Annotated in this window: 12 protein-coding genes; 4 read left to right on the top strand and 8 right to left on the bottom strand. The window is 60.1% G+C overall.

Annotated elements, in window-relative coordinates; translation table 11 throughout:
- Positions 1–147: 147 nt before the first annotated feature.
- Both KGA88_RS12700 and cysK read right to left on the bottom strand, forming a co-directional pair.
- Positions 148–1,086, bottom strand: coding sequence for an aspartyl/asparaginyl beta-hydroxylase domain-containing protein (locus KGA88_RS12700; RefSeq protein WP_223591408.1), 939 nt, complete (start codon positions 1,084–1,086; stop codon positions 148–150).
- 259 nt (positions 1,087–1,345) lie between these two features.
- Positions 1,346–2,320 (bottom strand): cysteine synthase A, encoded by a 975-nt coding sequence (cysK, locus tag KGA88_RS12705; RefSeq protein ID WP_110658510.1) that lies wholly within the window; start codon positions 2,318–2,320, stop codon positions 1,346–1,348.
- Positions 2,321–2,449: 129 nt separating this feature from the next.
- Between cysK and KGA88_RS12710 the strand changes: the two genes are divergently transcribed.
- From KGA88_RS12710 to KGA88_RS12720, 3 genes are all read left to right on the top strand, one after another.
- Complete coding sequence (locus tag KGA88_RS12710) at positions 2,450–3,526, top strand: DUF748 domain-containing protein (protein WP_223591410.1); 1,077 nt, start codon at positions 2,450–2,452, stop codon at positions 3,524–3,526.
- Positions 3,527–3,673: 147 nt separating this feature from the next.
- Entirely contained in the window at positions 3,674–4,519 is an 846-nt protein-coding gene (locus tag KGA88_RS12715) for an AAA family ATPase (RefSeq protein WP_007911294.1), read from the top strand.
- A gap of 12 nt (positions 4,520–4,531) precedes the next feature.
- Positions 4,532–5,710, top strand: coding sequence for a vWA domain-containing protein (locus tag KGA88_RS12720; RefSeq protein ID WP_110658508.1), 1,179 nt, complete (start codon positions 4,532–4,534; stop codon positions 5,708–5,710).
- Between the two features lie 145 nt (positions 5,711–5,855).
- On the opposite strand, the gene KGA88_RS12725 is transcribed toward KGA88_RS12720, so the two are convergent.
- From KGA88_RS12725 to KGA88_RS12740, 4 genes are all read right to left on the bottom strand, one after another.
- Positions 5,856–6,773 (bottom strand): biotin-dependent carboxyltransferase family protein, encoded by a 918-nt coding sequence (locus KGA88_RS12725; RefSeq protein WP_223591412.1) that lies wholly within the window; start codon positions 6,771–6,773, stop codon positions 5,856–5,858.
- Complete coding sequence (pxpB, locus tag KGA88_RS12730; RefSeq protein WP_223591414.1) at positions 6,770–7,474, bottom strand: 5-oxoprolinase subunit PxpB; 705 nt, start codon at positions 7,472–7,474, stop codon at positions 6,770–6,772. The genes KGA88_RS12725 and pxpB overlap by 4 nt, the downstream gene beginning before the upstream one ends.
- Positions 7,471–8,223 (bottom strand): 5-oxoprolinase subunit PxpA, encoded by a 753-nt coding sequence (locus KGA88_RS12735; protein ID WP_110662042.1) that lies wholly within the window; start codon positions 8,221–8,223, stop codon positions 7,471–7,473. Before KGA88_RS12735 ends, pxpB begins: the two co-directional genes overlap by 4 nt.
- 73 nt (positions 8,224–8,296) lie before the next feature.
- On the bottom strand, positions 8,297–9,583 hold the full coding sequence (locus KGA88_RS12740) for an MFS transporter (RefSeq protein WP_110662043.1): 1,287 nt from the start codon (positions 9,581–9,583) through the stop codon (positions 8,297–8,299).
- Positions 9,584–9,729: 146 nt separating this feature from the next.
- On the opposite strand from KGA88_RS12740, the gene KGA88_RS12745 reads away from it, so the two are divergent.
- Entirely contained in the window at positions 9,730–10,644 is a 915-nt protein-coding gene (locus tag KGA88_RS12745; protein ID WP_110662044.1) for a LysR family transcriptional regulator, read from the top strand.
- A gap of 154 nt (positions 10,645–10,798) precedes the next feature.
- Here the strand turns inward: KGA88_RS12745 and KGA88_RS12750 are convergent, their stop codons facing one another.
- Together KGA88_RS12750 and KGA88_RS12755 are read right to left on the bottom strand one after the other, a co-directional pair.
- Complete coding sequence (locus KGA88_RS12750) at positions 10,799–11,341, bottom strand: DUF2937 family protein (RefSeq protein WP_110662913.1); 543 nt, start codon at positions 11,339–11,341, stop codon at positions 10,799–10,801.
- Between the two features lie 11 nt (positions 11,342–11,352).
- The gene (locus tag KGA88_RS12755; protein ID WP_223591423.1) at positions 11,353–12,129 is read right to left on the bottom strand and encodes a class II glutamine amidotransferase; all 777 of its coding nucleotides are present in this window, start codon (positions 12,127–12,129) and stop codon (positions 11,353–11,355) included.
- Positions 12,130–12,150: the final 21 nt, after the last annotated feature.

Genomic DNA, 12,150 nt, shown 5'->3' on the forward strand with positions numbered 1-12,150 from the left:
CACTGTGCGCCGACTATAACCAGCGTACGACATGGATTGCAACGGCAGTCGGCACAGAGCCTGCCTGGTGCGGTTGGAGGAGCATTCAGGGATTGCGTGAAGCGCCATAAAAAAACCGCTCACAACGAGCGGTTTTTTTATCCGGCTTCAGCCGAACAACCAATACCCCAACAACGTCAGCACCACCACCGCCAGTACCGGGCGCAGAACGCGGTAGGCCTTGGGATGGCGCCGCTTCCACTGCTTGACCACGCCGCTGAATTTGTCGCTGGAATTCTTGCTCCAGGCGTAGGCTTTGTTGATCCCTCCTACGCGCTCGTCATCAAGATTCTGCGGTGCAGTCGCACGGCCCAGCCAGGCACTGATGCTGCGATTGATGCGGGTCATGAAGCGGTTGCTCAGCGGACGTTCGATATCGCAGAACAGGATGACCCGGGTCTTTTCCGTTTCGTTCTTGACCCAGTGCACGTAGGTCTCGTCGAACATCACGTCCTCACCATCGCGCCAGGCGTAGACCTGACCGTCGACAAAGATGCGGCAATCATCGGAATTGGGGGTGGACAGGCCCAGGTGATAACGCAGGGAACCGGCAAACGGATCACGATGCGGGTTCAGATGGCTGCCGCCCGGCAACAGCGCGAACATGGCGCCCTTGACGTTGGGAATGCTGCTGACCAGCTCCACGGTTCTCGGGCACAGGGCTTCGGCAGAAGGCAGTGGTTTGTCGTACCACTTGAGATAGAAGCGTTTCCAGCCCTTCTTGAAAAACGAACCAAAACCGGCGTCGTTGTTCTTTGCTGCCGCGCGGATATACCCCTCGTCGAACAAGTGCATCGCTTCGTCGCGAATCACCTCCCAGTTGTCCCTGAGTACATCCAGTTCCGGGAACTTGCTGCGATCCAGATACGGTTTCGAAGGCACACCGGAGAACAGGTACATCAAGGCGTTATAGGGGGCGAACAGTGCCGAATGATTGACGAACTGACGCAATACCGGCAGACGCGCCTTGCCACGTAAATGCACATAGAGGGTGCTGCCAAGAAACAGCAACAACAACGAGGCCTTCGCGGCAAACGATAAGGTCATCAACAACTCCTTTGAAGATAAACGTTACTGCGCCACGTCCATTGCGGACGTGGCTGCTGGCATGATAAACACTGGCGACCAGGTGAAAAACCTGCACTTTCAACATTCAATGTTAATGAATATGCAACAAAACATTTCATAACACGAGGAGCCTGAACGCTGGCTGATGCAAATCCATCTTCAACCGGAGCCGATCAACAGGTCGCAACCAGCGACAACGCCTCAGTCATCACCGCCACGACCGGCCAATGTTTAGCGCTTACTGCTGATTCTCCTGTTCGGTAAACAGATCACTGAACAGCATGCTCGACAGATAACGCTCACCGGAGTCAGGCAGGATCACGACGATGGTCTTGCCCTGCATTTCCGGAGTCTCCGCCAGTCGAACAGCCACTGCCATGGCGGCGCCGCAGGAAATCCCGGACAAGATTCCTTCTTCCTGCATCAAGCGCAAGGCCATGGCCTTGGACTCCTCGTCACTGACCAGCTCCACCCGATCGACAATCGACAAATCGAGGTTCTTCGGCACAAAACCGGCACCGATGCCCTGGATCTTGTGCGGGCTCGGCTTGATCTCTTCACCGGCCAGGGCCTGGGTAATCACCGGCGACACCACTGGCTCCACCGCCACCGAGAGAATCGGTTTGCCCTGGGTATTCTTGATATACCGTGAAACCCCGGTGATGGTTCCCCCTGTTCCGACGCCTGCCACCAGCACATCGACCGCGCCGTCGGTATCGTTCCAGATTTCCGGGCCGGTGGTTTTTTCGTGGATGGCCGGGTTGGCCGGGTTGTCGAATTGCGCCGGCATGAAGTACTTCGACGGGTCGCTGGCAACTATTTCGCCGGCTTTCTCGATCGCGCCTTTCATGCCTTTGGCCGGCTCGGTCAATACCAGTTCGGCACCCAGTGCCTTTAGCACCTTGCGGCGTTCGATACTCATGGACGCCGGCATGGTCAGCACCAGTTTGTAGCCACGGGCGGCGGCCACGAAGGCCAGGCCAATGCCGGTATTGCCGGAAGTGGGTTCGACGATGGTCATGCCCGGCTTGAGTTTGCCGTTACTCTCGGCATCCCAGATCATGTTCGCGCCGATCCGGCACTTGACCGAGTAACCGGGGTTGCGCCCTTCGATCTTGGCCAGAATGGTCACACCGCGCGGCGCAATGCGATTGATCTGTACCAGCGGCGTATTGCCGATGGAGTGGGCGTTGTCAGCGAAAATGCGGCTCATGGCTGGGTCCTTAACGACAGCATTGAAATAGGGCATCAAGGTAAGCCTCTTGCCCGCAGGCGTCCAGTCGGGTCGAACGTCCGCTTATCAGTGCAGTCAATGGCTTTAGACCGCCAGAGATTTGCCATCATGAAACGTCGATACAGCTGGCCCCTGTGGACCCTCATCGGCCTCGTTGTGCTGCTGATCACGCTACACATCGCTTTGCCCTATGTGGTGCGCAACTACCTTAATGAGCGGCTCGCGGACATGGGCGACTACCGGGGCCAAATCAGCGACGTGGACCTGGCCCTGTGGCGCGGCGCCTACAAAATCAACGGACTGAAAATCGTCAAGATCGATGGCAAGGTTCCGGTGCCTTTCGTCAACGCGCCGTTGATCGACCTCTCGGTCAGTTGGCACTCCCTGTGGTACGACCACGCGGTGGTGGCCGAGGTGCAGTTCATCCATCCCGAGGTCAATTTCGTCGATGGCGGGGCCAACAAGCAAAACTCCCAGACCGGCCAGGGCACCGACTGGCGCGCCCAGTTAGGCAAACTGCTGCCCATTACCCTGAACGAAGTGCGGATCAGCGACGGCAAGATCAGCTTTCGCAATTTCAATTCCAAACCGCCCGTGAACATGAACGCCACAAAAGTGGATGCCAGTATTTTCAACCTGACCAACGTGGTCGACACCCAAGGCAAGCGTGATGCGCGCTTCGAAGGCAAGGCCCTGCTGCTGGGACACGCGCCGCTGGAAACCCAGGCCACTTTCGATCCCTTGAGCAACTTCGAAGACTTCGAGTTTCGCTTGCGCGCCAGGGATATCGAACTCAAGCGCATGAACGACTTCGCCGCGGCCTATGGCAAGTTCGACTTCAATGCCGGCCATGGCGACGTGGTGATCGAAGCCAAAGCCGACAAAGGGCGACTGACTGGCTATATCAAGCCGTTGCTGCGCGATGTCGACGTGTTCAACTGGCAGCAGGACGTGGAAAACAAGGACAAAGGGCTGTTCCGCTCGATTTGGGAAGCCCTTGTCGGCGGCACCGAGACCGTGTTGAAAAACCAGGGCAAAAACCAGTTTGCGACCCGGGTCGAACTCAAAGGCAACGTACATCAGCAAGATATCAGCGCGTTCCAGGCGTTTTTGCAGATTTTACGCAACGGTTTCATCCAGGCATTCAATGCGCGGTATGAACGGCCCAAGCCGGATGCAGGCTGAGTCACCAAGTGACGCCCCATTCAGAGACTGAATAAGCCGTCTGCGTTCACAGTCGACCGGGCCCCGCGTTATAGTCGGGGCTGACCATTTTATTGCGCCCCCCGCCCTGCCTCGTTCAGGTCGGCGTTACCGTTCGAGGATTAGCAGATGAAGTTCGAAGGCACCCAGGCCTACGTCGCCACCGATGACCTGAAGCTGGCGGTCAACGCCGCCATCACCCTGGAGCGGCCGTTGCTGGTCAAGGGCGAACCGGGCACCGGCAAGACCATGCTCGCCGAGCAACTGGCCGAATCCTTTGGCGCCAAGCTGATCACCTGGCACATCAAGTCCACCACCAAGGCCCATCAAGGCCTGTACGAGTACGACGCGGTCAGCCGCCTGCGCGACTCGCAACTGGGCAACGAAAAAGTCCACGACGTGCGCAACTACCTGAAAAAGGGCAAGCTCTGGGAAGCCTTCGAATCCGAAGAACGGGTCATCCTGCTGATCGACGAAATCGACAAGGCCGACATCGAGTTCCCCAACGACCTGTTGCAAGAACTCGACAAGATGGAGTTCTACGTTTACGAGATCGACGAGACCATCAAGGCCAAGAAGCGCCCGATCATCATCATTACCTCCAACAACGAGAAAGAGCTTCCGGACGCCTTCCTGCGCCGCTGCTTCTTCCACTACATCGCCTTCCCTGATCGTACTACGCTGCAAAAGATCGTCGATGTGCACTACCCGGACATCAAGAAGGACCTGGTCAGCGAAGCGCTGGACGTGTTCTTCGACGTGCGCAAGGTGCCAGGCCTGAAGAAGAAGCCTTCGACCTCCGAACTGGTGGACTGGCTGAAGCTGTTGATGGCCGACAACATCGGCGAAGCGGTGCTGCGCGAGCGCGATCCGACCAAGGCCATCCCGCCGCTGGCCGGTGCGCTGGTGAAAAACGAACAGGACGTGCAACTGCTGGAGCGTCTGGCGTTCATGAGCCGTCGCGGCACCCGCTAAGAGGCTGATGCCATGCTGCTCAACCTGTTCAATGAAATGCGCGCAGCCAAGGTGCCGGTCTCGGTGCGTGAACTGCTGGACCTGATCAACGCGCTGAAACAGCGCGTGACGTTCGCCGACATGGACGAGTTCTATTACCTGTCCCGGGCGATCCTGGTGAAGGACGAAAAGCATTTCGACAAGTTCGACCGGGCGTTCGGTGCCTACTTCAATGGCCTGGAAAAGCTCGACGACCACCTGCAGGCGCTGATTCCCGAGGACTGGCTGCGCAAGGAGTTCGAGCGTTCGCTGACCGATGAAGAGCGCGCGGCGATCCAGTCCCTCGGCGGCCTGGACAAGCTGATCGAAGAGTTCAAGAAACGCCTCGAAGAACAGAAGGAACGCCACGCCGGTGGCAACAAGTGGATCGGCACCGGCGGCACCAGCCCGTTCGGCTCCGGTGGTTTCAACCCGGAAGGCATTCGGGTCGGCGACGCCGGCAAGCGCCAGGGCAAGGCGGTCAAGGTCTGGGACCAGCGCGAATACAAGAACCTCGACGACTCGGTCGAACTGGGCACCCGCAACATCAAGGTCGCCCTGCGCCGCCTGCGCAAGTTCGCCCGTCAGGGTGCGGCGGAAGAGCTGGACATCGATGGCACCATCGACCACACCGCCAAGGATGCCGGGCTGCTGAACATCCAGATGCGCCCGGAACGGCGCAACACCGTCAAGCTGTTGCTGCTGTTCGACATCGGCGGCTCGATGGACGCCCACGTGAAGATCTGCGAGGAATTGTTCTCGGCCTGCAAGACCGAGTTCAAGCATCTGGAGTACTTCTACTTCCACAACTTCATTTATGAATCGGTGTGGAAGAACAACATGCGCCGCACCTCCGAGCGCACCTCGACCATGGACCTGCTGCACAAATACGGCGCCGACTACAAAGTGATCTTCATCGGTGACGCGGCCATGGCGCCCTACGAAATCACCCAGGCGGGCGGCAGCGTCGAGCACTGGAACGAAGAAGCCGGTTACGTGTGGATGCAGCGGTTCAAGGAGAAGTACAAGAAGCTCATCTGGATCAATCCGTACCCGAAGGACACCTGGGGCTATACCTCGTCGACCAACATCGTGCGGGATTTGATCGATGACCAGATGTATCCGCTGACCCTTCGCGGGTTGGAGGAAGGGATGCGGTTTCTTTCCAAGTAACGCATGGTCCCTGTGGCGAGGGGGCTTGCCCCCGTCCGGCTGCGCAGCAGTCGTAAAACCAATGCATGCGGAGTTTCTGACACACCGCGGTTGCAGGTTTTGGGGTCGCTTCGCAACCCAACGGGGGCAAGCCCCCTCGCCACAGTTAAAAGCGCCGCAGGTATTCGATCTGCTCGCGATGCGCCACATCCTGCACCACCGGCCGCAACCGCACGGACGCCCCCGGCAAGCACTGCGCCAATCGCGCCAGCGCCAACGGCGTCAATGCCCCCAGGCGCGGATAACCGCCAATGGTCTGCCGATCATTGAGCAACACGATCGGCTGCCCGTCGGGTGGCACCTGCACCGCACCTAGCGGTATCCCCTCGGAAATCATCGGTTTGCCCTGATACTGCAACGCGGTGCCCAACAGGCGAATGCCCATCCGGTCGGCACGGCTGTCGAGGTTCCACGCGCTGTTGAAGGCGTCGAACAGACTCTGCCCGCTGAATTCACCGATCTGTGCACCGAGGACCAGGTCCAACGGAGTATCAAGGTTCAGGTCCGGCCGCTGATCTGCGGTCAATTCGCGCAGCAACATCACCGAGTTGCCCGAATAGCTCAAACTCGCGCCTTTACCCAGCGCATGGCCCATGCCATCCAGACCGCCGAGTTCCTCACGGACCACCGTCGCGCTACTGCCCAACACCTTCGGCGCATCAAAACCACCCGGCGCCGCCAGATAGGCCCTGGCACCAAGCAACGGCTGGGTGAATTGCAAACGCTGGCCTTTGTGCAACCGGAAACTGCGCCACGGCGCCAGCGCCTCGCCGTCTACCTGCGCGCCGAGATTCGCTCCGGCCAAGGCCAGCACGCATTCCTCCTCGGCCACGACGGTAAACCCACCGAGGGTGATTTCGATCACCGGCGCGTCCAGCCCGTTGCCCAGCAGCCAGTTGGCCCAGGACATCGAACGCCAATCGGCCGCGCCACCCTGGGTCACGCCCAGATGCCGCACGCCGAATCGACCGGCATCCTGCACCAGGCACAACGGCGTGCTCGCTTCAATCATCAGACGGCTCATACCTGCGCCTCCAGAGGCGTATCGTCACCGCCCAGGTTAATGAACTCGGCATGGCCGACGGCTTCGAAGCGCACCGTATCGCCCGGCTGCATCAGGCTGTAACCGTCACGGTTGCGATCGAACAATCGGGCCGGCGTGCGGCCGATCAGGTTCCAGCCGCCCGGCGACACCACCGGGTAAGCCGCCGTCTGCCGTTCGGCGATGCCGACACTGCCGGCGGCGACTTTCTTGCGTGGCGTGCTCAGGCGCGGTGCGGCGAGCACCTCTTCCACCAGCCCCATGAAGGCGAAGCCCGGCGCAAAGCCCAGGGCGAACACCTGATATTCACGCTCGCTGTGCCGACGGATCACCTCCTCCACCGCCAATCCGCTGCGCTGCGACAGCAGGCTCAACTCCGGTCCGACGCTCAAGTCGTACCACACCGGCAACACATGACATTGGCCGCGGGCATGCGCGTTGGGCGACAGGTCGATCAAGGCTTCGGCAATCAATTCCCGGGCCTGGGCAGGACTCAGCGCGGTCAGGTCGTAATGCACCATCAAGGTCGTGTAGGACGGCACCAGATCGATCAGATGCCCGGCGAATGCCGTGCGCAGACTTTCGCTGGCCGCCAGCATCCACGGCATGTTGGCTTCGGCAATCTCATCGAACAGGCGCACCATCAGGCAATCCAGCGCCACCACTTCCACCCGCAACTTCATGACGCGATCTGCCGGTTCAAGGCTTCACGGATGCGTTGCACGGCTGCGACCGAACTGGCGTTGTCGCCGTGCACGCAAAGGGTGTTGGCCTGCAAATGCAAGGCGCTGCCATCGCTGGCGGTGAGCGGACCGCCACGGGCAACGGTCAGCGCCTGCTCGATGATGGTTTCCGGGTCGTGATGCACCGCTCCCGGCAGTTGTCGCGAGACCAGCTTGCCGGCGCTGTCGTAAGCCCGATCGGCGAAGGCCTCGAACCACAGGGTCACGCCGTACTCATCGCCCATTTGTTGGGCGGCGCTGTTGTCGCGGGTTGCCATCAGCATCAACGGCAGGTTGCGGTCATAGGACGCCACCGCTTGCAGCACGGCGCGTAACTGGGCCGGGTTGGCCATCATGTCGTTGTACATCGCGCCATGGGGTTTGACGTAACTGACCCGGCCACCCTGGGCCCGGCAGATGCCGTCGAGGGCGCCGATCTGGTAATGCAGGATGTCTTGCAGTTCCTGGGTGGCATAGGCCATGGAACGCCGGCCGAACCCCACCAGGTCCTGATAGGCCGGATGCGCGCCAATTTGCACACCGTGGCTGAGGGCCAGGCTGACGGTCTTGCGCATGATGCTCGGGTCACCGGCGTGAAAACCGCAGGCGATGTTGGCGCAATCGATGAAGGGCATGATTTCTGCGTCCAGACCCATGGTCCAGCTGCCGAAACTCTCGCCGATGTCGCAGTTCAATAGCAGGCGGCTCACTCGGAACACTCCTGTAGGCTTTATTCTTTTTAGCTGCGGGACATATCTATAAGACAGGCCCGCAGGTTATCAGTTACTGGGCGTCGAGTTGCTTGCCACGGGTTTCCGGCAGGCTCAGGGCCGCGAGGATCACCACACCGTAGGACACCGCCGCAAAGGCGCCAATGCCGACACTCAGCGGCACGGTCTGGCTGAGCAGGCCGATCAACAGCGGGAACAATGCCGCCAGCGCCCGGCCGATGTTGTAGCAAAAACCTTGGCCCGAACCACGAATGCGCGTCGGAAACAGCTCGGTCAGGAACGCGCCCATGCCACTGAAAATCCCCGAGGCGAAGAAGCCCAGTGGAAAGCCCAGCCACAGCATCACGCCGTTGCTGACCGGCAGTTGGGTGTACAGCAAGACGATGGTGAACGAGCCGACGGCGAACAGGATGAAGTTCTTTTTACGTCCGAGGATGTCGGTCAAATAGGCGCTGATGACATACCCCACGTAGGAACCGACGATCACCATCGCCAGATAACCGCTGGTATTGAGTACGCTCAAGCCGCGTTCATTCTTCAGAAAAGTCGGTAGCCAGGACGTGATCGCGTAGTAACCACCCAGCGCGCCGGTGGTCAGCAACGAAGCGCGAATCGTGGTGAAGAGCATACCGGGGGCGAAGATCTCGTAGAACTTCGACGGGTTGCTCGGCTCCTGTTTCGCTTTGGCTTGACGATAGATTTCCGGGTCCTTGACCAGACGGCGGACAAAGATCACGAAAATCGCCGGCACGATGCCGAGGATAAACAGCGCGCGCCAGGCGTCTTCCGGAGGCAATACCGAGAACAGCAGCGCATACAGAATCGCTGTCAGCCCCCAACCCAGCGCCCAGCCCGATTGCACCATGCCCACGGCCTTGCCGCGGTCCTGGGCACGAATCACCTCACCCATCAGCACCGCGCCGGCCGTCCACTCGCCGCCGAAACCGAAGCCCATCAACGTGCGGGCAATCAGCAGTTGCTCGTAGCTCTGGGCAAAGCCACAAAGGAAGGTGAAGAAGGCAAACCACAGCACCGTCAGTTGCAAGGTGCGCACGCGACCGATGCGGTCGGAGAGAATCCCCGCCACCCAGCCACCGATGGCCGAAGCGATCAACGTGCTGGTATGAATCAGCCCGGCCTGGCCGGTGGTGATGCCCCACATGGCAATCAGGGTCGGCACCACGAAGCTGAGCATCTGGGTGTCCATGCCATCCAGGCCATAGCCGATCTTGCAGCTCCAGAAGGTGCGGCGTTCCTGCTGATTGATGTTGCGATACCAGTCGAAAGGTCCCGGACGGGCCGAGGCTTTCGGGATGGCGGTGGTGTCGGGCGCACTCATGGCAAATCTCCGCGCTTATTTTATTGGTATTGTTCTGAGCCCCGACGACGCCTATCGTGGGAACCGGATGCGTCGATTCTTGGACGCGCGCCCCTGCTGCGTCCAACTAATAAAAACCCGCCTTAGCCATAAGAAATCTTTATCCCATGAACCTGAAGTTTCTCGAGACCTTTGTCTGGGTCGCCCGACTCAAGAGTTTTCGCCTGACCGCCGACAAGCTCTTCACCACTCAGGCCTCTATTTCCAGCCGAATTGCGGTGCTTGAAGGCGAGCTTGGGGTAAAGCTGTTTCTGCGGGATTCGCGCGGCGTGAGCCTGACACCCGAAGGCCTGAAAGTGCTCGATTACGCCGAGCAGATGCTGGACACCATGCAGGCACTCAAGCAGTCGATCGAGACCCGTTCGAGCAAGGCCGGACGGGTGCGCATCGGCGTGATGGACACGGTGATCCATACCTGGCTCAGTCCGCTGGTGGCGCAGATGACCGATCACTACCCGCTGGTGGAAATCGAGCTGGTGGCCGATACCTCGCTCAACCTCTGCGATCAGCTGCAAAAAGGCTTTCTCGATGTGATCCTGCAGACCGACCTGCTGCGCCAGGAAAGCGTGCGCAGCCTGGAACTGGCCAGCCACCCCATGGGCTGGATTGTCGCCAGCAACTCCATTTACAACCGCGAGTATTCAGGCATCGCTGACCTGGCGGGCGAGCGGATCATCACCTACTCGAAAAACTCCCACCCGCACCAGGAAGTGCTCGCCCTGATGCAAGCCAACGGTGTACTGGCGCCGCGACTGAACTGTGTGAACTCGGTGTCGGCGATTACCCGGTTGTTGCGCGATGGCTTTGGTATCGGCGCCTTGCCACCGGTGCTGGTGGCCGAGGAACTGGCGCGGGGCGAGTTGACCTTGCTGGACATTGATCAGCGACCACCCGACCTGCAGGTGGTGGTGTCGTGGCGGGTGGGCGTAGAGTGGGTCGAGGAGATTGTCGCGCTGTGTCAGCAAGTGCTTGAGGAGTATGCGCAGAAGGTGGGTGAGGACTACATCACCCTGGCTGACTGAACGCACCCTGTGGCGAGGGGGCTTGCCCCCGTTCGGCTGCGCAGCAGTCGTAAACCCAGCAAACGCGGTACACCTGTAAACCGGAGTGCCTGGTTTTGGGGCTGCTGCGCAACCCAACGGGGGCAAGCCCCCTCACCACAGGGACCAGGCAGTATTACAACCCGCGCAAATCCCGCTCTTCGATTGGCCGGCTCTGGCGCAGACGCCTGCCGCCCAACACCACCCAGTCAATCAGGCGAAACAGGCATTCGATCCCGAACGACAGCAGCAACGCGCCGCTCATGCCCCAGATCATCGCTTCAGGCGTCAACAGGATCTGGTAGCTGTAGCCATTCCAGGTTTCCTTGCGGATGTCCGGATCAGCGGCCAGCACCACTTGCAGGAAGCGGATGTACCACGGCCCCTGCATTGCCTGGAATTGCTTGTCCAGCGCCAGCTGGCGGGTCAGCAGGTTGCTCAGGCTGTCGGCATCGCTGCGAAAGATCGGATCTTCGCTGGCGCGGTAATGGGCCACCAGGGCCTGCATGTCACCCTTGAAGAACTGGTTGGCCGTACCTTGAAACCCGCTCAGGCTGGCCTGCGCTTCAATCAGATGCGCTTCGACTCGCTTGGCGTAATCGTTGATGAACCCCGGCACCTGGACACCGATCAACAGGCCCGCGGCAAACAACACCAGCCGTAGATAACTGAGCAACATGCAAGGAGTCCTTATTCGGTCATGCCCTGGCTGACGCATTCGCCGCGTCGCCACAGGCTCCATTGACCCGGTTCGTAGCGGGTCCAGGTTTCGTTTTCGGTCAGGGGTTCGGTGGCGATGACAGTGACCACATCATTTGGCGTGGTTTCGGCCTGAAAATCGACGATCACGTCGACATCCTTCAAGCGCGCCGGGCCAAACGGTGCGCGACGGGTGATTTGCGCCAGCTTGGTCGAGCAATAGCAGAACAGCCAGTCGCCATCGCTGAGCAGGCAATTGAACACACCCTTGCTGCGGTATTCGGCGCAAGCGGCCACCAGGTCCGGCAGCAGTTCTTCGACCTCGACCGGCTCGGGGAACGCCGCCCGTACGCGGTTAAGCAAATCGCAAAATGCCGCTTCGCTGTCGGTATCGCCAACGGGGCGGTAGAAACTGGTCGTTGGCTGAAAGTCAGCCAACTGGCCGTTATGGGCGAAACACCAGTTGCGCCCCCACAGTTCACGGACGAACGGGTGAGTGTTGGACAGGCAGACCTTGCCGACGTTGGCCTGGCGGATGTGCCCGATCACCACTTCACTCTTGATTGGATAGCGTTGCACCAGGTTCGCGACTTCCGACTCGCAGCTCGCCGCCGGATCCTGGAACAGCCGCAGCCCACGGCCTTCATAGAAGGCAATGCCCCAGCCATCGCGATGCGGGCCGGTGCGTCCGCCGCGCTGCATCAGCCCGGTGAAGCTGAACACGATATCGGTCGGGACATTGGCACTCATGCCCAATAACTCACACATGCTCGGACTCTCGCTCAATCG

The organism is Pseudomonas sp. A-R-19 (assembly GCF_019956575.1).
Lineage (GTDB): Bacteria > Pseudomonadota > Gammaproteobacteria > Pseudomonadales > Pseudomonadaceae > Aquipseudomonas.

Excerpts from the sequence above, each read along its gene's own strand:
- KGA88_RS12715 (WP_007911294.1), top strand. The coding sequence starts at position 3,674 with ATGAAGTTCGAAGGCACCCAGGCCTACGTCGCCACCGATGACCTGAAG.
- KGA88_RS12745 (WP_110662044.1), top strand. The coding sequence starts at position 9,730 with ATGAACCTGAAGTTTCTCGAGACCTTTGTCTGGGTCGCCCGACTCAAG.
- KGA88_RS12700 (WP_223591408.1), bottom strand. The coding sequence starts at position 1,086 with ATGACCTTATCGTTTGCCGCGAAGGCCTCGTTGTTGTTGCTGTTTCTT.
- cysK (WP_110658510.1), bottom strand. The coding sequence starts at position 2,320 with ATGAGCCGCATTTTCGCTGACAACGCCCACTCCATCGGCAATACGCCG.
- KGA88_RS12755 (WP_223591423.1), bottom strand. The coding sequence starts at position 12,129 with ATGTGTGAGTTATTGGGCATGAGTGCCAATGTCCCGACCGATATCGTG.
- KGA88_RS12740 (WP_110662043.1), bottom strand. The coding sequence starts at position 9,583 with ATGAGTGCGCCCGACACCACCGCCATCCCGAAAGCCTCGGCCCGTCCG.
- pxpB (WP_223591414.1), bottom strand. The coding sequence starts at position 7,474 with ATGAAGTTGCGGGTGGAAGTGGTGGCGCTGGATTGCCTGATGGTGCGC.
- KGA88_RS12725 (WP_223591412.1), bottom strand. The coding sequence starts at position 6,773 with ATGAGCCGTCTGATGATTGAAGCGAGCACGCCGTTGTGCCTGGTGCAG.
- KGA88_RS12750 (WP_110662913.1), bottom strand. The coding sequence starts at position 11,341 with ATGTTGCTCAGTTATCTACGGCTGGTGTTGTTTGCCGCGGGCCTGTTG.
- KGA88_RS12720 (WP_110658508.1), top strand. The coding sequence starts at position 4,532 with ATGCTGCTCAACCTGTTCAATGAAATGCGCGCAGCCAAGGTGCCGGTC.
- KGA88_RS12710 (WP_223591410.1), top strand. The coding sequence starts at position 2,450 with ATGAAACGTCGATACAGCTGGCCCCTGTGGACCCTCATCGGCCTCGTT.